This window comes from Jatrophihabitans sp., from assembly GCF_036000465.1.
GTDB lineage: Bacteria > Actinomycetota > Actinomycetes > Mycobacteriales > Jatrophihabitantaceae > Jatrophihabitans.
In genome coordinates this window covers 1-17,639 of record NZ_DASYFV010000016.1, presented here as the reverse complement: position 1 = coordinate 17,639, position 17,639 = coordinate 1, and the positions used below count along the sequence as shown (strand labels likewise).

Genomic DNA, 17,639 nt, shown 5'->3' with positions numbered 1-17,639 from the left:
CGGTGGCCGCACCGAGCGAAGCGAGGGCAGTCCGATGACCGACCCGGCCGGCGACGCGGGCTGGGAGTCGCCCCCGCCGCGCAAGGGCTTCTTCACCGACACCTCGGTCTGTATCGGCTGCAAGGCCTGCGAGGTGGCGTGCAAGGAGTGGAACGGCGTCCCCGATGACGGCTTCAACCTGCTCGGCTCGTCCTACGACAACACCGGCGCACTCGGCGCGTCGACGTGGCGGCACGTCGCTTTCATCGAGCAGCCGCGCAACTTCGGGAAGCAGGACGCCGGCCGGGCCGGGCTGCCGGTCGGGCCACCGGCGAGCGACGCCCTGAACGCCGCCGCCGACGACGCGCTGTCGGGTGACCGCAGCGCGCTCGGCACCGACACCACCAAGGTCTCGCTCGGGATGCCCTCGACCGAACTGCCCGGGGCCGGCCTCGACCCCTCGACCCGCACCGACTTCCGCTGGCTGATGTCCTCCGACGTCTGCAAGCACTGCACCCACGCCGCCTGCCTCGACGTCTGCCCCACCGGCTCGCTGTTCCGCACCGAGTTCGGCACCGTCGTGGTGCAGGACGACATATGCAACGGCTGCGGCTACTGCGTGCCGGCCTGCCCGTTCGGCGTCATCGACCGGCGCATCGGCGACAAGCACGCGGTGAAGAACGCGGGCATCGCGCAGAAGTGCACGCTCTGCTACGACCGCATCGGCGACGGCCTCACCCCCGCCTGCGCCCAGGCGTGCCCGACCGAGTCGATCCAGTTCGGCGACGTCGACGAGCTGCGCGAGCGCGCCGCCGCGCGGATGGCGACGCTGCACGAGCAGGGGGTCACCGACGCCCGGCTCTACGGCGAGAACCCCGACGACGGCGTGGGTGGCGCCGGGGCGATGTTCCTCCTGCTCGACGAGCCCGAGGTGTACGGCCTGCCGCCCGACCCTGTCGTGACCACCCGCGACCTGCCGGCGATGTGGAAGCACGCCGGCCTGGCCGCGGTCACGTTGCTCGCCGGCGCCGTCGGCTCGTTCCTCGGACGGAAGCGGTGACCGCGCCGGACCTCCGTCGTGGGAAGCGGCGGCGCAAGGGCGGGCGCGACGGCGACCCGGTCGTCCCCGACGTCGAGTTCACCTCCTACTACGGACGCCCGGTGGTCAAGGCGTCGCCGTGGGAGGCCGACATCCCGGCGTACCTCTTCCTCGGCGGTCTCGCAGCCGGGTCGTCGCTGCTCGCCGCCGGGGCCGACGCCACCGACCGGCCGGCGCTGCGCCGCACCGGGCGGCTCGGCGCGCTGGTCGGCATCACCGTCAGCTTCGCCGCGCTGGTGCACGACCTCGGCCGGCCCGAACGCTTCGTCAACATGCTGCGCGTGGCCAAGCCGACCTCACCGATGTCGGTCGGCACCTGGATCCTCACCGCCTACGGCCCGGCGGCCGGGCTGGCCGGTGCGGCCGAGTTGACCGGCCTCGTGCCGGCCCGGCTCGGTTTCGTCAAACGCCTGCTCGGGCTCGCCGGGCGACCGGCCGGGGTCGCCGCCGCCGCGTTCGCCCCGGCCGTCGCCTCGTACACCGCCGTCCTGCTCGCCGACACCGCGACGCCCGCCTGGCACGAGGCGCACCGCGAGCTGCCGTTCCTCTTCGTGGGCTCGGCCGCGGGTGCCGCCGGCGGGTTCGGGATGCTGGGCGCACCGGTCGATCAGGCCGGGCCGGCCCGCCGGCTCGCCGTGGCCGGGGCCGCGCTCGAACTCGCGGCCGAGCACCGCATGCGCGAGTCGATGGGCCTCGCCGCCGAGACGTTGGACGCGGGGAAGGCCGGCCGGCTGATGCGGGCCAGCCACGCGCTCACCGCGGGCGGGGCCGTCGTCGGCGCGCTGCTCGGCCGCCGCAGCCGGATCGCCGCCGGGGCGGCCGGGGCCGCGCTCGTCGCCGGGTCGGCCTGCACCCGCTTCGCAATCTTCGAAGCGGGTCAGGCATCGGCCCACGACCCGAAGTACACGGTCGTGCCCCAACGCGAGCGCGCCGACCGTCGGTCGTGATCGAGGTCAGTGTCGGCGGCGCCGGTGCTGCAGGGTGCTCGCGTACATCGCGGTGACGCCCAGCTGCAGCAGCACGGCGGCGAGCAGCAGCGGGTCGCGGGCGTCGAGCCCGGTGGTCGGCAGCGATGACGGCCCGCCCGGGGCCGAGGTCTTCGGCACGTCCGACGGTACGAGCGAGCTCGGCGCCGGCGTCGTGGCCGGCGGCGTGGAGCCCGTCACCAGGACGGTGACGAGCAGCGCGTGCTGGGCGTGGTCGCCGGCGGCGTCGGTGCCGAGCACCGAGTGGGCGCCCGCGCTCGCCCCGCTCGGGACCAGGATCGTCGTGTTCGCGGGGAACGCGCCGCCGTAGGTCGTGCGGACGGTCATCGGCGCGCCGATCGCGGCCCCGGCCGCCGTGCGCAGCCGGACGGTCACGTTCGTGTCGGCGGGCCAGCCGTCGCTGCTGACCGGCGCGCGGTCGCCTGGGTGCACCGGCCCGGTCGCCGTCAGCGTGGGCGGGTCGTAGGTGTAGCTCGAGGCGTTGCTCGTGCCGTCGGAGTTGGACACCGCGACGCTCACCGGACCTGACACCGTACCCGGAGGTACGGAGAACGTCAGCGCGGTTCCCGATGGGTCGATCCACGCCGGCGTTCGGCTCGTGTTGTGGAACAGCACGACGGTGCCGGCGATGAAGTCGGTGCCGTGCACGGTGACGGTGTTGCCGCCGACGAGCGGGCCGTGGCCGGCGGTGATCGCGGTGAGGGTCGGGATCGCACCGAGCGTGTTCGCCCCGGCCTGGACGCGGGCGAGGTCGAGCGTGGCCACCGACCCGGAGCCGACGCCCACCCGCATCGCCACCTCGCGGTAGGAGCCGGGTGAGCTGCCCGTCTCCTGCACGTTGACGGTGAAGGCCAGCACGCCCGGGATCGCGGTGAGCACGGGCGACAGCGCGGCGAGCAAGGTCGTCACGCCGGTCGAGGCCGCGCCGGCCACGCCGGTCACCGCGGTGGTGAGGGCCGGTGACGCGACGGCGGCGAGTGCGCCCTGCACCGCGTGGACGACGGTGGTCAGGGCCGGGCCGACGAGCAGCGGGGCGAGCAGACCGGCGCCGGTCACGGTGAGCGCGGCCGAGCCGCTCGCGAGGGCGGCCAGGGTGCCGTTGTAGGCCACGTCGAGCCCGGCGGTGCAGACCGCCGCAACCTGCAGCAGACAGATGCCACCCGACAGCGTGGCGGTGACGGCACCGAGCGCCGATGTCACCGCGGTCGAGATCTGCGACTGCAGTCCGGTCAGCAACGCGGTGATGCGGCTGACGAGGGCGGTGATCATCGACGCGCCGAGCACCGGCGTGTTCGGCGGCAGGCCGTTGAGGCTGCCGCTCAGGGCGGCGAGGTCGGCCGTCACCTGCCCGGTGCCGAGGTCGATCGAGACGATCCCGTCGGTGAGGGTCTGGCTCAGCACGCTCGCCAGCGCTGCCTGCAGGTCGGCCGTCACCGAGGCCGAGAGCGTGTTCGAGACGACGCCGACCCCCGGGACGAGCCCGGTGAGCGTGCTCATGACGCTGTTCACGCCGGAGATCACGCTCGTGACCAGCGACGCGGTGAGGCCGTTGATCGTGGTCGAGGCGGCGCCCAGCGCGGTGTTCAGATCGCCGATCAGGGTGGCCACGAGCGGCGAGTTGAGGTCGAGGCGCGCGCCGGCGATGGTGTAGTCGCGGCAGTGCACCGGGGCCGAGATGTTCGTGCAGGTGGTGGCCGGCGCGCCGGCGAGGGCGGCGTCGGCCGCGACCACGGCGGTGATCGCGTCGAGCCGGAGGCGGGCCGTGCTCAGCACGCCGGACGCCACCGGACCGAGCAGGCCGGCCACGTCGAGGCTCGCGTCGGCCGGGAAGCCGCCGCTGCCGTTCAGGTCGACGACGCCCGCGTTGCTGATCGCCCCCGCACCGGCCCGCGAGACGCCGAGGTCGGCCGCCGCGGCGTACTGGTTGACGGCGCCGAGCTGCGCGAACTGTCCGAAGGTGAGCCCGCTGCCGCCGGGGATGGTCGCGGTCGAACCGGTCAGCGACGACACATCGGGGCTCGACGTCGAGGTCTGGGTCGCGCCGCCGCTGTTGCTCGCGGAGACGCCCCCGAGCACCGGGACGGAGTCGAGCGCGGTGCTGTTGAGCAGCAGCGAGCCGCCGAGGAAGCGGGCCGACGCGGTCGAGGTGCTGAGGGCATCGGCACCGGCGCCCGCCCCGCCGACCGTCGCGGCGATGATCGCTCCGGCGATGGCCAGACCGATCGTGCGGCGCGTGGCGCAGCGGACCATGACCCCTCCAACGTCGACCGGGCGGAACGGGATTGTCGGCCCGCGGTGCCCATCGACCGGGCCAAGTCGGCCTTGAGCCGCATGAGGCGCAAACCCCTGCCCCGTAAGGCATTCCGTGACTGATTGCCCCTCGGACGACGGAAAGAAATGGTCTACGTGTTGTGTCGGGGTTTGCCGGGGGCGGGCCGGGCGAAAGGGGCGTAACGCGACCGGTCAGCGCACCGAGATGAGGTGCTCCCCGCGCGGCACGATCTCGCCGATCACCGGGGCGCCGGGGATCTCGCCGACGACGAGCAGTCCCCCGCTGGTCTGGGCGTCGGCGAGCAGGAGCAACTCGTCCTCGTCGACGGAGGCCCGCAGCCCGGACCGGACCCAGTCGAGGTTCGACTTGGTGCCACCGCTGACGTACCCGTCGCGCAGCGCCTCGCGCGCGCCGTCGAGGTAGGGCACGGCCGCGGCGTCGATCACGGCACTCACGCCCGAGGCGCGCACCATCTTGTAGAGGTGCCCGAGCAGGCCGAAGCCGGTGACGTCGGTAGCGGCGGTGATGCCGGCGTCGAGCGCGTCGCGGCCGGCCTGCCGGTTCAGCGCGACCATCGAGGCGATCGCTTGCGGGAAGACCTCACCGGTCGCCTTGTGCCGGTTGTTCAGCATCCCCACGCCGAGCGGTTTGCTGAGCGAGATCGGGCGGCCGGCCCGCGCCGAATCGTTGCGCAGGAGGCGATGCGGGTTCGCCACCCCGGTCACCGCCATGCCGTACTTCGGCTCCGGGTCGTCGATCGAGTGGCCGCCGCCGACGTGGCACTGCGCCGTGCGCGCGACGTCGAGGCCGCCGCGCAGCACCTCGCGCAGGACCTCGGTCGGCAGCACGTCGCGGGGCCAGCCGACGAGGTTCACCGCGACCAGCGGGCGGCCGCCCATCGCGTAGATGTCCGACAGCGCGTTGGCGGCCGCGACCCGTCCGAAGTCGTAGGGGTCGTCGACGACCGGGGTGAAGAAGTCGGCCGTGCACACCACCGCCGTCGTGTCGTCGATGGCCACGACGGACGCGTCGTCGCCGTCGTCGAGGCCCACCACGAGCTCCGGGGACGTGTAGCCCGTCAACCCGCGGACGATGTCCTCGAGCTCGCCCGGCGGGATCTTGCACGAGCAGCCGCCGCCGTGGGCGTACTGAGTCAGTCGGAACCCGGTCATGCTCCGACGGTAACCGGCCGGGTACTAGCGTGCAGGGTGGAGGCGTACAGGTGCCTGGTGGCCCTCCCGGTCTTCAAAACCGGTGAAGCCGAGGATCTCGGCTTGGCGGGTTCGATTCCCGTCCGTCTCCGCCACGAGCGAACCGAACGAGGGGTGGCATGGCGACACCGGACCGGCGGCGCGATGTGCCGCGCGTCGACAGCGTGCTCGCCGATGCACGGTTGCAGCCCCTCCTCGACCGGCTCGGGCGAGCCCGGGTGAAGCGTTCGGTGAGCGGTGCCCTCGACCGCGTCCGCCGCGGTGAGCTCGACCCGGGCGCGGCCGTCGATGCCGTGCTCGCCGACCTGCCGCCCCGGGCCACCGCGCTGCGCCCGACCCTCAACGCCACCGGCGTCGTGCTGCACACCAACCTCGGCCGGGCACCCCTCTCCCCCGCCGCCGTCGAGGCGATCATCGCCGCCGCCGGATACGTCGACGTCGAGTTCGATCTGGGCTCGGGCAGCCGGGCGCGGCGGGGGCGCAGCACCCTCGAGGCCCTCCGTCGCGCCGCCCCCGGCGCCGGCGACGCCATCGTCGTGAACAACGGCGCCGCCGCCCTCGTCCTCGCCACGACCGCGCTCGCCGCCGGCCGCGAGGTCGTGATCAGCCGCGGCGAGATGGTCGAGATCGGTGACGGGTTCCGGCTCCCCGACCTCATCGAGTCGACCGGTGCGCGCCTGCGCGAGGTCGGGACGACGAACCGGGCGACCCGGGCCGACTACGTCGACGCGATCGGCCCGCAGACCGGCTGCGTGCTGAAGGTGCATCCGAGCAACTTCCGGGTCGAGGGCTTCACCCGGGCCGTGCCGATCACCGAGCTGGGCGGCCTCGGCGTGCCGCTCGTCGCCGACATCGGCAGCGGCCTGCTCTCCCCCGACCCGCTGCTGCCCGACGAGCCCGACGCCGCCACCACGTTGCGCTCCGGCGCCACGCTGGTCACCTGCAGCGCCGACAAGCTGCTCGGCGGCCCGCAGGGCGGACTCGTGCTCGGCGACGCCGCCACGGTCGAGCGGCTGCGCCGCCACCCGCTCGCCCGCGCGCTGCGCATCGACAAGCTCACGATCGCCGCGCTCGAGGCCACCCTCGACGGCCCGCCGACCCCGACGAGCGACTACCTGCACGCCGATCCCGAGCTCCTGCGCCGGCGGTGCGAGACGCTCGCCGAGAAGCTCGGCCCGCACCTCGAGGTCGACGTCGTCGCTTCCGACGGCACGGTCGGCGGCGGCGGCGCGCCCGGTCTGACCCTGCCGGGCTGGGCCCTCGCCATCCCGACCGGGTTCGCCGAACGGCTGCGCGCCGGCGACCCGCCGGTGGTGGGCCGGGTCGAGCACGGGGCGTGCCTGCTCGATCTGCGCTGCGTCCCCGCGGCGAGCGACGAAACGCTGCTCGCCGCCGTGCTCACCGCCGCCGGGGCCTGATCGGTGTTCGTCGTCGCCACCGCCGGCCACGTCGACCACGGCAAGTCGACGCTGGTGCGCGCCCTCACCGGCATGGAGCCCGATCGCTTCGCCGAGGAGCGCCGGCGCGGCATGACCATCGACCTCGGCTTCGCCTGGACGACCCTGCCGGGCGGGGCCGACCTCGCCTTCGTCGACGTCCCGGGCCACCAGCGCTTCATCGCGAACCTGCTCTCGGGCCTGGGGCCCGTGCCGGCCGTGCTGTTCGTCGTCGCGGCCGACGAGGGCTGGTCGCGGCAGTCGGGCGAGCACCTCGCCGCCCTCCGCGCGCTCGACGTGCGCCACGCCGTCCTCGCCGTCACCCGCAGCGATCTCGCCGACCCGGCCCCGGCGCGCGCCGAGGCGCTGGAACGGCTGGACGCGGCCGGGCTCGCCGACGTCGATGCCGTCGAGGTGTCGGGCCGCACCGGTGCCGGGCTCGACGATCTGCGGGCCGCCCTCGACCGGCTCCTCCGCCGGCTGCCCGCCGCCGATCCGGCCGCGCGGGTGCGCCTCTGGGTCGACCGCGCCTTCACGATCAGGGGCAGCGGCACGGTGGTCACCGGCACGCTGAGCGCGGGCCGCATCCGCGCGGGCGACAGCCTGGAGCTGCGCGGCGGGCGGGTCACCGTCCGCTCGGTGCAGAGCCTCGGACGCGGCGTCGACGAGGTCGCCGCCGTCGCTCGCGTCGCGTTGAACCTGAGGGGCGTCGCCCGCGACGACGTCGCCCGCGGCGACGTGCTGACCACGCCCGACGCCTGGCACCGCACCGCCGTGATCGACGCGCGGGTCACGGCCGGTGACCTGCCCGCGGAACTCGTCCTGCACGTGGGGACGGCCGGCGTCGCGGCCCGGCTGCGCCCGCTCGGCGACGACCGCGTCCGCGTCACCCTCGACCAGGCCCTGCCGCTGCAGGCCGGTGACCGGGCGGTGTTGCGCGACCCCGGTCGCCAGTCGGTCGCGGCCGGCGTGCTCGTGCTCGACGCCGACCCGCCGGCCCTGCGCCGGCGGGGCGCGGCCGCGCGCCGCGCCGAGGAGCTGGCCGGCGCCACCGGCCGTCCCGACCCCGCCGTCGAGATCGCCCGCCGCGGGGCCGTCCGCCGGCGTCACCTCGTCGCGCTCGGGGTGCCGCTCGATCCCGCTGCGGACGCCCGCGCGTTCGGCGACTGGCTGGTCGACCCGGATCGCTGGCAGGCCTGGCTCGACGCCGCCCCGACCGCGCTGGCCGGCTGGGCCGTCGCCAACCCGCTCGAACCGGCGATGCCGGTGGCCGCGCTCGCCCGCGAGCTGCGGTTGCCCGATCCCACCCTGGCCGGCCCGATCGCCACCGCGATCGGAGCCGTCCGGCGCGAGGGGCGGGTGAGCGCGGCCGACCAGCGCCGCGGTCTCGGGGCGGCCGAGGCGTCCGTGCAGCGGCTGGAAGCCCGGCTGGCCGGGGCTCCGTTCGCCGCCCCCGACGCCCCGGAACTCGCCGAGCTGCGCCTCGGCACCCGCGAGCTCGCCGCGGCCGAACGGGCCGGCCGGTTGCTGCGCATCACTCCGGAGCTGGTGCTGCTGCCGTCGGCCCCGGCCCGCGCCGTGGCGGCGCTGCGCGCGCTGCCGCAACCGTTCACGGTCAGCGAGGCCCGTCAGGCCTGGGCGACGAGCCGGCGGGTGGCGCTACCCCTGCTCGCGCACCTGGACGCGCTGGGCCTCACCGAACGCGTCGACGACCGCACCCGCCGCGTCGTCTGACGCCTCACGGGAGCGCGAGCGTCGCCCACACTTCCTTGCCGCGGGCCCCGCGGCGCACGCCCCAGTCCGCGGCCAGCGCGGCCACGATGGCGAGCCCCCGGCCGTGCGCATCACTGGGCTCGGCCTGCTTCGGGGTCGGCTCACCCGGGGCGTCGTCGGTCAGACCCACCCGCACGTGGGTGTCGTCGACCGCGATCGTCACGTCGAGGCTGCTGGAGCCCGCGTCCAGGGAGTTGGTGACCAGCTCGCTGACCACCAGCTGCACGTCGTCGGCGACGACCGAGCTGCGGCCCACCCCCAGGGCGTCGGCGAGGACCCCGCGCACCCAGGCGCGCATCTTGGCGACGTTCGCCGGGTCAGCGGGGTAGCTGGCCAGGTATTCTTGGGTCAAAACGGGCTCGAATTCGGTCGTTTCATGGACGGCTGGCTCCTACCCAATACCCGGGCCACACTCACGGACGGTGTGGGGCGTAACGCCCGAAAGCCCCGGGGCGATACATATAAAGAGCCGGTTCGTCCGGCGGCCTCCGCCACCGATCGGAGCGCCGATAGCATCCATTCGGGCACAACAGACCGCCCGGTCGAGTGAGAAGAAGGTTTCCGTTGGCAGCCGCCGCCGATGTCCAGATCGTCAACGAAGGGACCCTGGCCAGTCTCGTCCTGACCGGCGAGATCGACGTCAGCGTCGCCCCCCAGCTGCTCACCTACGCCGACCGCCTGCTCGCCTCGGCGCCGAGCGAGATCGTCATCGACCTCGCCGACACCACCTTCCTCGACTCCGCCGGGGTCGGCGCGCTGGTCGCGCTGCGCAACGCCGCCACCGAGGCCGGGGTCGGTACGGTGCGACTGCGGCCGGGCCCGAGCAACGTCATGCGCGTGCTCGGCATCGTCGGGCTCACCGACACTTTCGACGAGATCGTCTGACCCGGGAGGGCCACACACATGACCGAAGCGGACGTCCGCGTGATCGCTGCTGCCCTGCGCGAGCACCGCGACGCCATTCTCACCCGGTGGGTCGGTGCCGTCGGCGCCACCTCGCGCGGTCGCATCACCACGGCCGAGCTCGAGTCGGAGCTGGGTTCGCTCATCGACGGCGTCCTGAACGGGCTCGACTCGGGCTCGCTGACGACGCAGTCCGAGAGCTTCGGCGAGGCGCGGGCCCTGCTGGCCGAACTGTCCCGCAGCCGAGCCCGGCTCGGGTTCTCCCCGTCCGAGACCGCGACGTCGGTGTTCGCCCTGAAACAGGCCGTGCTCGACAAGACCGAACTGGGCGGCGAGGGCGGCGCGATCGCGTTCGTCCGGTTCTCCCAGCTGCTGGACGAGCTCGCGTTGTTCACCTTCGAGACCTACGCCGAGGCCCGCGACCGCATCATCAACCAGCAGGCCGAGGAGATGCTCGAGCTCTCCACGCCGGTCGTGAAGCTCTGGGACGGCATCGTCGCCGTCCCCCTCGTCGGCACCCTCGACTCCGCCCGCACCCAGGTCGTCACCGAGAAGCTGCTGCAGACCCTGGTCGACACCGGCTCCGAGCACGCGATCATCGATATCACCGGCGTCCCGGCCGTCGACACGCAGGTCGCGCAACACCTGCTCAAGACCGTCGTCGCGGCCCGGCTCATGGGCGCCGAGTGCACGATCTCGGGTATCCGGCCGCAGATCGCGCAGACGATCGTGGCGCTGGGCATCGAGTTCGGCGACGTCGCGACGAAGGCCACCCTGGCCGACGCGCTCGTCATGGCGCTGCGCAAGATCGGCGTCGTCCTCGGCGCCGCGGGAACGACCAGCTAGTGGACCGCGTCCCGATCCTCAAGCTCGGCAGCCTGCTGCTCGTCTCGATCCAGATCGACCTGCAGGACCAGACCGCGCTCGCGCTGCAGGACGATCTCTCCGAGCGCATCGTCGCGACCGGTGCCAAGGGCGTGCTCATCGACATCTCGGCCGTCGAGATCGTCGACAGCTTCATCGGGCGCATGCTCTCGACCATCGCCTCGATCTCGCGCGTGCTGGACGCCGAGACCGTCGTGGTCGGCATGCGGCCCGCAGTGGCGATCACCCTCGTCGAGCTCGGTCTCTCGCTCGGCGGGGTGCGCACCGCTCTGGACGTCGAGAAGGGCATGCGCCTGCTCGCCGGCCAAGGCTCACTGAACCGGCTGGTCGGCGCCGTCATCGACGACGGCGAGAGCCCCGGCGTCACGTGAGCCCGAGTCCGGTCGAGATCGTCTCCAGCCAGGTCGTGCCCATCGCCGTGGATCAGGACGTCGTCCGCGTCCGCCAGGCGATGCGCGGCGTGGCCGTGAACGCCGGGTTGTCGCTCGTCGACCAGACGAAGGTGGTCACCGCGGCGAGCGAGCTGGCCCGCAACACCCTCATCTACGGCGGCGGGGGCCAGGCCGTCATCGAGCTCGTCCGGGGCGGCGGCCGCACCGGTGTGCGCGTCGGTTTCCACGACGAGGGTCCCGGCATCGCCGACATCAACCTCGCCCTCACCGACGGCTACACCACCGGCGCGGGCCTCGGCCTCGGGCTGTCCGGCGCGCGCCGGCTGGTCGACGAGTTCGGGCTCGACAGCGCGCCCGGTGCCGGTACCAGGATCACGATCACCAAGTGGGGTCGCTGACGTGGAGACGCTGCGCTCCGGCACGCAGTGGTTCCGCATAGACAGCGCGACCGCGTCCGGTTCGGTGCGGCGCGCCTCGACCCGGCTCGCCGCGAAGCTCGGCTTCGACGAGATCCGCGTCGCCGAGGCGGGCATCGTCGCCAGCGAGGCGGCCTCGAACGTCTGGCAGCACGGCCGCGAGGGCGTGGTCGCCGTGCAGGTCGCGCTGCGCCCGTCCGGGCCCGGCCTCCAGGTCGTCGCCATCGACAACGGCCCCGGGATGGCCGACATCCCGTTCTCCACGTCGGACGGCCAGTCCACGGCCGGAACACTCGGCGTCGGGCTGGGTGCGATCGCCCGGCTGTCCTCGAGTCTCGACGTCAGCTCGAACCCTGGTCTCGGGACGGTCCTGGTGGCCGACATCTGGCCCCGCCCCGACGAGCCGGCCGCCGTCGACATCGGCGCCCTGACCCGGCCGATCGAGGGCGAGGACCAGTGCGGCGACGTGGTCGGCGCCCGCGAGTCGGAGGGGCACCAGGTCGTGATGCTGGCCGACGGTCTCGGCCACGGCCCGCTCGCGGCCGATTCGGCCCTCGAGGCGCTGACCGTGTTCCACGAGACCACCTCGACCGATCCGGTCGCGGTGCTCACCGCGATGCACGGCCGGCTGTCACACACCCGTGGGGCCGCGATCGCCGTGGCCAGCATCGACCCGTACTTCGAGCGGATGGCCTTCGCCGGCATCGGCAACGTCAGCACGTTCGTGCACGACGGCGACAAGCGGCACGTCGCGCTGTCGTACCCGGGCATCGTCGGGCACGACACCGCCCGGCTGCGCCGGGCCGATCTCGCCTTCGGTCGCGGCTCGCTGCTGATCATGCACAGCGACGGCGTGCGCGAGACCTGGAACCTGCAGAGCACGCCGGGACTGCTGCGCCGCTCGTCGACCGTGATCGCCGCCAGCATCCTGCGCGACGCCGGCAACCGGCCGGACGACGCGTCGATCCTCGTGCTGCGAGGGCGCCGGTGACCCCGCCCGCGCCGAACATCCTCGTCGTCAGCGCTGTCCCCGATCTCCGCGAGCGGCATCGAGACTGGCTGACCGGGGCGGGTCATCAGGTGACCGAGGCACCGAGCGCGGCCGGCGCGTTCGCGCTGCTCGGCCGGTCGAAGGTCGACCTCGTGCTGCTCGACGTCGACCTGCCCGATCGCCCGGGGTTGGACGTGTGCGACCAGATCAAGCACAACCGGGCGACGTCCTCGATCCCGGTGCTGCTGATGTCGGCCGTCGCCGAGGGACCCGACGATCGGTCGAACGCGCTCAACCGCGGCGCCGACTCCTACCTGATCGAACCCGTCGAGCGCGACGAACTGCTCGCCACGGCGACGTCGCTGCTGCGCTATCACGAGGCCCGCCGCACGGCCGAGAGGTTGGCGATCCGGCTCGAGCGGCTGCATCAGGCCACGCTGCTGATGAGCGCGGCTCCGAGCGTCGCCGACCTGCTCCAGTTCGCGTGCACCGGGCTGGCCTCGGTGTTCGGCACGTCGGCCGCGGTCCTCGTCACGCGCGACGACATCGGCCGCGTCGCGATCGCGCGGCCGAACGAGATCGACCCGACGATGCACATCCGTCCGGTGCCCGAGGTGCTGGCCGCCGCCGAGGCCGCCGCGTTCGGCTCGATCCCCGACCTCAGCGCGGTGACGCCCGTACCCGAGCTCGCCGGTGCGGCCATCGGCTCGCAGATCGCGACGCCCCGGGGCGAGTTGGTCGGCGCGGTGCTGCTGCTGACCCCCCACAGCCCGCCCGAGGACGAGCTCATGCTCGACCACTTCGCCCAGGCCCTCGCCGTGGCGCTGGAGAACCAGCGGCTCTACGCCGTCGAGCACCAGATCGCCCTGACCCTGCAGCGCGCGATGCTCCCTGCCTCCATCCCGCAGTCCGACCACGTCGAACTCGCCGTGCGCTACCTCGCGGCGAGTGACACCGCCGAGATCGGCGGCGACTTCTACGAAGCGCTCCGGCTCTCCGACGACGTCACGCTCGTGGCCGTCGGCGACGTCGTCGGCCACTCGCTGCAGGCCGCCACGGTCATGGCCGAGCTGCGCCACACGCTGCGCGCGTTCGCATCCGTCGGCATGCCGATCGCGCAGATCATCGAACGGCTCGGGCGGATGCTGGCCGAGACGCATCCCGGCGTCACCGCGACGGTCTGCATCGCCGAGATCGACCGGGCGGGTGAGCTGCGCATAGCCAACGCCGGTCACGTCCCGCCGGTGGTGCACGACGGGCGCGAGGTCACTGTCGTCGAGGGGCACGGCCCGCTGCTCGGCCTGCGCTCGACCCGCGCGATCCCGACGGTCACCGTGCCGTTCGGGCCCGGCTCGACGCTCGTCCTCGTCACCGACGGTCTGGTCGAGCGACGGCTCGAGGATCTCGACGTCGGGCTCGATCGCCTGCAGCAGGCGGTGGCGACGCACTCCGGCGATGCCGAGACGCTGTGCGAGGCCATCCTCACCGATGTCGGCGCCGGCAGCGACACCTTCGACGACATCGCCATCGTCGTCGCGCGCGCCCGCTGACCGCTCTCCGTCGCCGGGCGGCACGTATCAGCCGGCCCGCGGTGCACTCCTGACCCTGCGAGACGGGCACCAGCCGATGACGCGGACCGTCCCGCCACCAATCACCGGCACCGCCCGTGCCTCATCCGAAGGAACCGCCATGAACACCACGAAGAGCCTCAAGCGCGTCCTCGGCCTCGCGGCAATGACCGCGATCGCCGTCGGCTTCGCCGGCCCGGCCAACGCCAGCCCGGCCCCGCCGAAGGCGGACACGTCGCTGCTCGGCACCTGGGTCAACTCCAACGGCCTCACCCGCAGCGTCAAGCAGATCGTCATCGTGCCCAACCGGTCGAGCAGCGTGAACGTCGACGCGTTCGGCTCGTGCACCCCGACATTGTGCGAGTGGGGCAGCGTGCCCGCGATCACCTACGGCACCTCGGTGTCGTCGACGACCGGCACCGCCTTCCAGAGCAACCAGCGCTTCCTGTCCCGTGGCGCCGAGTGGTCGCGCACCAGCCTGCAGGGCAACGTCGTCAAGACCGCTGTCGGCCTGCGCCTCGTCGTCCGCGAGATGACCGTCTTCGAGGACGGCTCGGGCCGCAGGAACTACGCCGTCACCGATGTCTTCCAGCGCGGTGAGGGCAAGTCGATCACGCGGCTCGGCCTGCCGGTCTCGACCTACCCGCTGGGCAAGGCGCCGGCGCTGACCTGGGCCGCGTTCGGCAGCTGGACCGCGGTCTCGCCCAGCGGTGGCCTGGTCAGCGTCAAGATCTCGGGCTCGCCCGTCGCGCCGGTCGTCTCCACCGCCGGTCAGTGCTCGCCGACGCCGTGCAGCTGGGGCTCGTCGAGAGGCATCACCTACGGCACGTCGATCTCTTCCACCGTCGGGGGCACCGTGCTCGCACCCTTCACCTTCGGCTTCAAGAAGGCCCAGCTCGTCGTCCAGTACACGACGCTCTCCACCGGCCAGCCGGCCCTGCGCGTCTACGTCTACAACGAATTCACCGACGGCAGCGGCCGCTCGAACTACCTGCTGAACCAGACGTTCGTCCGCGTCTGATCCCGAAGAGGTCGAGCGGGCCGGTGGCATCAGCCACCGGCCCGCTCTCGTCATGCCCGGCTCGGCCCCTCCCAGAGGTTGACCGTGCCGCTGACCGAGTGCTCGTCGATCTCGGCGAGTTCCTCGGCGCTGAACTCGGTGTTGTCGACCGCGGCCAGACTGGTCTCGAGCTGCGCCACGCTCGACGCACCGATGAGTGACGACGTGACCCGGGCATCGCGCAGCGACCAGGCGATCGCCATCTGGGCGAGGGTCTGACCGCGTCGCTGCGCCAGGTCGTTCAGTGCCCGCAGGTGGGCGACGTTCGCCTCGGTGAGGATGTCGCCGTCGAGTGACTTGCCCGCGGCCATGCGCGAGTCCGCCGGCACGCCGTCGAGGTAGCGGTCGGTCAGCAGCCCCTGCGCCAGCGGCGAGAACGCGATGCAGCCGACGCCGAGTTCGTCGAGCGCGTCGACCAGGCCGTCCTCCTCGATCCAGCGGTTCAGGATCGAGTACGACGGTTGGTGGATCAGTAGCGGCGTGCCCAGCTCGCGCAGGATCGCCACCGCCTCGCGGGTGCGCTGCGGCGAGTACGACGAGATGCCGACGTAGCGCGCCTTGCCCTGCCGCACCGCGGTGTCGAGCGCGCCCATCGTCTCCTCGAGCGGCGTGTCGGGGTCGAAGCGGTGGTGGTAGAAGATGTCGACGTGGTCGAGCCCCATGCGGGTCAGCGACCGGTCGAGCGAGCCGAGCAGGTACTTGCGCGAGCCGAGGTCGCCGTAGGGGCCGGGCCACATGTCCCAGCCGGCCTTGGTCGAGATGACCAGCTCGTCGCGGAACGGCGCGAGGTCCTCGGCGAAGATCCGGCCGAAGTTCTTCTCGGCGCTGCCGTAGGGCGGTCCGTAGTTGTTGGCGAGGTCGAAGTGGGTGACGCCGAGGTCGAACGCGCGCCGCAGGGTGTCACGCATCGTCTGCAGCGGCTTGTCGTCACCGAAGTTGTGCCACAGGCCGAGCGACACCGCCGGCAGCTTCAGGCCGCTGCGCCCCACCCGCCGGTAGACGCCACGCTCGTAGCGGTCGGCGGCGGGAACGTACTGATCGAGAATGTCCATGCCCACCATTCTGCTCGGACGGGGGACCTCCTACGCCGGGAAGTGCTGCCACGTTCCTTCGGAGATGACCTCGACCGCGCCGTCGACCACCATGATCGCGCTCTGGTCGTCGATCGCGTACGCCGGGCCGCCGATACCGGCCGCCCATCGCTTCGCGTCGGCCATGGTGTTCTCGGGCATCTGCACGTGATCGACGTGCGGGAAGATCGAGAAGTCGACGACACCGAGTGTCCGGTCACCTGCTCCTGTAGGGGACGTCCAGTTGAGGAAGTCGTCGCCGATCCGCGGCGTCATCACCATGCTGCCCGCGCTCACGCCGACCCACACCGTGTCGGCCAGCGACGGCAGCAGCTCGGCCAGGCCCGACTCCCGCATCCAGTGGCACAAGTAAGCCGCGTCGCCGCCGTCGACTAGCAGGACGTCGGCCGCGCGGACCCACGGCACCCACCGCTCGGCGTCCGCGCCCGGCAGCGCGGTCAGCTCGAGCAGGCCCACCGACCGCCAGCCCAGCCCGACCATCGAGCCCGGGGCGTGGCCGGCGACGAAGCGCCAGGCCGACGCCGGGGTGCACATCGGATGCCCCCACTCGGCCGTCGGGATGCACAGCGCGTCGCACTCGCCGATCGGCTTGCCCAGCAGATCGGTCAGCGCCGCGCGGATGCTCGCGTTGGTGACGCCTCCGGACGTGAGGAGAAGCTTCACGATGACCTCCGACTCGGTATGCGCACGGATCATGGCTACCGGACGAGGTGATCGATCCGCAAGGACGCGAGGCGAGCAGACTGGCGACCATGCAGGTTTTTGGATGGTTCGGCGTGCGATGCATCTTCCGCTCGCCGGCCGAGGGTGACGACTGGCTGTACGAGGAACGCGTGACCCTCTGGCCGGCCGTCGATGCCGAGAGCGCCATCGCGCTGGCCGAGACCGAGGCCGAGGAGTATGCCGGTGCCATCGACGCCGAGTACCTCGGGTTAGCCCAGGCGTACACGATGGCGGACGAGTTGGGCCCCGGAGCCGAGGTGTACTCGTTGATCCGTCCTAGCCGTCTCGCCACGAGCGTCTATCTCACGACCTACTTCGACACCGGCACCGAGCGGCAGACCCACACTCGTCAGGAGCAGTCTTCTCTTGATCGTCGTGATCTTCAGGAGTAATATAGAACACATGTTCACCCCTCCCGAGGCGGCTCACGGCCTGGCCGTGCTGGATCGCCTCGACGCGGTGTTGGACGAGCTGATTGACCTGGACCTGACCTCCGGTACCGACGACGAAGTGCTCGACATCCTGCGCGGTCTGGAAGAACGCAGCCGGCGCTTCGAGGCGGTCGATCACCGGATCATCGGCGAGGTCGAGGGGCGCGGGCTGGCTCAGGGCCGGGCGTGCCGCTCCACGGCCGAGCTGCTGACGCAGCTGCTCCGGGTCACTCCGCGCGAGGCCTCGGCCCGGATGCGCGCGGCACGGCAACTCGCGCCCCGTCACACGCTGTCCGGCGCGCCGGCACCGGCGGCGTTCCCGGCCACCGCCGCCGCGGGAGCGGCCGGGCTCATCTCGGCCGAGCACGCCGCGCACATCACCTCGTGTCTCACGAAGCTGCCCGAGCCGGTGCTCGACGAACG

Annotated in this window: 18 protein-coding genes and 1 tRNA gene; 14 read left to right on the top strand and 5 right to left on the bottom strand. The window is 72.8% G+C overall.

Annotated features, from left to right (window positions below; genetic code table 11):
- Positions 1 to 34: 34 nt before the first annotated feature.
- Positions 35 to 1,039, top strand: coding sequence for a 4Fe-4S dicluster domain-containing protein (locus tag VGN18_RS06000; protein WP_327538746.1), 1,005 nt, complete (start codon positions 35 to 37; stop codon positions 1,037 to 1,039).
- Positions 1,036 to 2,025: an NrfD/PsrC family molybdoenzyme membrane anchor subunit gene (nrfD, locus tag VGN18_RS05995; protein ID WP_327538745.1), complete on the top strand. Its 990-nt coding sequence runs from the start codon at positions 1,036 to 1,038 to the stop codon at positions 2,023 to 2,025. The genes VGN18_RS06000 and nrfD overlap by 4 nt, the downstream gene beginning before the upstream one ends.
- Before the next feature lie 6 nt (positions 2,026 to 2,031).
- On the opposite strand, the gene VGN18_RS05990 is transcribed toward nrfD, so the two are convergent.
- Together VGN18_RS05990 and selD are read right to left on the bottom strand one after the other, a co-directional pair.
- Positions 2,032 to 4,314 carry a choice-of-anchor G family protein gene (locus tag VGN18_RS05990; RefSeq protein ID WP_327538744.1) on the bottom strand — a complete coding sequence of 761 codons (2,283 nt, stop codon included), beginning with the start codon at positions 4,312 to 4,314 and terminating at the stop codon, positions 2,032 to 2,034.
- Positions 4,315 to 4,527: 213 nt separating this feature from the next.
- Complete coding sequence (selD, locus tag VGN18_RS05985; RefSeq protein WP_327538743.1) at positions 4,528 to 5,508, bottom strand: selenide, water dikinase SelD; 981 nt, start codon at positions 5,506 to 5,508, stop codon at positions 4,528 to 4,530.
- Positions 5,509 to 5,546: 38 nt separating this feature from the next.
- On the opposite strand from selD, the gene VGN18_RS05980 reads away from it, so the two are divergent.
- From VGN18_RS05980 to selB, 3 genes are all read left to right on the top strand, one after another.
- A tRNA-Sec gene (locus tag VGN18_RS05980) sits at positions 5,547 to 5,642 on the top strand.
- A gap of 24 nt (positions 5,643 to 5,666) precedes the next feature.
- Positions 5,667 to 6,965 carry an L-seryl-tRNA(Sec) selenium transferase gene (gene selA, locus VGN18_RS05975; RefSeq protein WP_327538742.1) on the top strand — a complete coding sequence of 433 codons (1,299 nt, stop codon included), beginning with the start codon at positions 5,667 to 5,669 and terminating at the stop codon, positions 6,963 to 6,965.
- A 3-nt stretch (positions 6,966 to 6,968) separates the two neighbouring features.
- Entirely contained in the window at positions 6,969 to 8,717 is a 1,749-nt protein-coding gene (gene selB, locus VGN18_RS05970; RefSeq protein ID WP_327538741.1) for a selenocysteine-specific translation elongation factor, read from the top strand.
- A 4-nt stretch (positions 8,718 to 8,721) separates the two neighbouring features.
- Here the strand turns inward: selB and VGN18_RS05965 are convergent, their stop codons facing one another.
- Positions 8,722 to 9,108: an ATP-binding protein gene (locus VGN18_RS05965; RefSeq protein WP_327538740.1), complete on the bottom strand. Its 387-nt coding sequence runs from the start codon at positions 9,106 to 9,108 to the stop codon at positions 8,722 to 8,724.
- Positions 9,109 to 9,320: 212 nt separating this feature from the next.
- On the opposite strand from VGN18_RS05965, the gene VGN18_RS05960 reads away from it, so the two are divergent.
- From VGN18_RS05960 to VGN18_RS05930, 7 genes are all read left to right on the top strand, one after another.
- Positions 9,321 to 9,641 carry an STAS domain-containing protein gene (locus VGN18_RS05960; protein ID WP_327538739.1) on the top strand — a complete coding sequence of 107 codons (321 nt, stop codon included), beginning with the start codon at positions 9,321 to 9,323 and terminating at the stop codon, positions 9,639 to 9,641.
- An 18-nt stretch (positions 9,642 to 9,659) separates the two neighbouring features.
- Entirely contained in the window at positions 9,660 to 10,505 is an 846-nt protein-coding gene (locus tag VGN18_RS05955) for an STAS domain-containing protein (RefSeq protein WP_327538738.1), read from the top strand.
- Positions 10,505 to 10,915, top strand: a complete 411-nt coding sequence (locus tag VGN18_RS05950) for an STAS domain-containing protein (protein ID WP_327538737.1) — start codon at positions 10,505 to 10,507, stop codon at positions 10,913 to 10,915. The genes VGN18_RS05955 and VGN18_RS05950 overlap by 1 nt, the downstream gene beginning before the upstream one ends.
- Complete coding sequence (locus tag VGN18_RS05945; protein ID WP_327538736.1) at positions 10,912 to 11,334, top strand: anti-sigma regulatory factor; 423 nt, start codon at positions 10,912 to 10,914, stop codon at positions 11,332 to 11,334. The genes VGN18_RS05950 and VGN18_RS05945 overlap by 4 nt, the downstream gene beginning before the upstream one ends.
- 1 nt (position 11,335) lies before the next feature.
- Positions 11,336 to 12,343: a SpoIIE family protein phosphatase gene (locus VGN18_RS05940; protein ID WP_327538735.1), complete on the top strand. Its 1,008-nt coding sequence runs from the start codon at positions 11,336 to 11,338 to the stop codon at positions 12,341 to 12,343.
- Positions 12,340 to 13,893, top strand: a complete 1,554-nt coding sequence (locus VGN18_RS05935; protein ID WP_327538734.1) for a SpoIIE family protein phosphatase — start codon at positions 12,340 to 12,342, stop codon at positions 13,891 to 13,893. The genes VGN18_RS05940 and VGN18_RS05935 overlap by 4 nt, the downstream gene beginning before the upstream one ends.
- A 139-nt stretch (positions 13,894 to 14,032) precedes the next feature.
- Positions 14,033 to 14,932: a hypothetical protein gene (locus VGN18_RS05930; RefSeq protein WP_327538733.1), complete on the top strand. Its 900-nt coding sequence runs from the start codon at positions 14,033 to 14,035 to the stop codon at positions 14,930 to 14,932.
- A gap of 50 nt (positions 14,933 to 14,982) precedes the next feature.
- Here VGN18_RS05930 and mgrA read toward each other — a convergent pair whose 3' ends face one another.
- Positions 14,983 to 16,023: an L-glyceraldehyde 3-phosphate reductase gene (gene mgrA / locus VGN18_RS05925; RefSeq protein ID WP_327538732.1), complete on the bottom strand. Its 1,041-nt coding sequence runs from the start codon at positions 16,021 to 16,023 to the stop codon at positions 14,983 to 14,985.
- A gap of 30 nt (positions 16,024 to 16,053) precedes the next feature.
- Positions 16,054 to 16,725 carry a Type 1 glutamine amidotransferase-like domain-containing protein gene (locus tag VGN18_RS05920; protein WP_327538731.1) on the bottom strand — a complete coding sequence of 224 codons (672 nt, stop codon included), beginning with the start codon at positions 16,723 to 16,725 and terminating at the stop codon, positions 16,054 to 16,056.
- Between the two features lie 47 nt (positions 16,726 to 16,772).
- Here VGN18_RS05920 and VGN18_RS05915 point away from each other — a divergent pair, with 47 nt between their 5' ends.
- Positions 16,773 to 17,177: a hypothetical protein gene (locus tag VGN18_RS05915; protein WP_327538730.1), complete on the top strand. Its 405-nt coding sequence runs from the start codon at positions 16,773 to 16,775 to the stop codon at positions 17,175 to 17,177.
- A gap of 10 nt (positions 17,178 to 17,187) precedes the next feature.
- On the top strand, positions 17,188 to 17,639 hold a 452-nt coding region (locus VGN18_RS05910), incomplete at its 3' end, for a DUF222 domain-containing protein (protein WP_327538729.1).

Excerpts from the sequence above, each read along its gene's own strand:
- VGN18_RS06000 (WP_327538746.1), top strand. The coding sequence starts at position 35 with ATGACCGACCCGGCCGGCGACGCGGGCTGGGAGTCGCCCCCGCCGCGC.
- VGN18_RS05990 (WP_327538744.1), bottom strand. The coding sequence starts at position 4,314 with ATGGTCCGCTGCGCCACGCGCCGCACGATCGGTCTGGCCATCGCCGGA.
- selD (WP_327538743.1), bottom strand. The coding sequence starts at position 5,508 with ATGACCGGGTTCCGACTGACTCAGTACGCCCACGGCGGCGGCTGCTCG.
- selA (WP_327538742.1), top strand. The coding sequence starts at position 5,667 with ATGGCGACACCGGACCGGCGGCGCGATGTGCCGCGCGTCGACAGCGTG.
- VGN18_RS05955 (WP_327538738.1), top strand. The coding sequence starts at position 9,660 with ATGACCGAAGCGGACGTCCGCGTGATCGCTGCTGCCCTGCGCGAGCAC.
- VGN18_RS05930 (WP_327538733.1), top strand. The coding sequence starts at position 14,033 with ATGAACACCACGAAGAGCCTCAAGCGCGTCCTCGGCCTCGCGGCAATG.
- mgrA (WP_327538732.1), bottom strand. The coding sequence starts at position 16,023 with ATGGACATTCTCGATCAGTACGTTCCCGCCGCCGACCGCTACGAGCGT.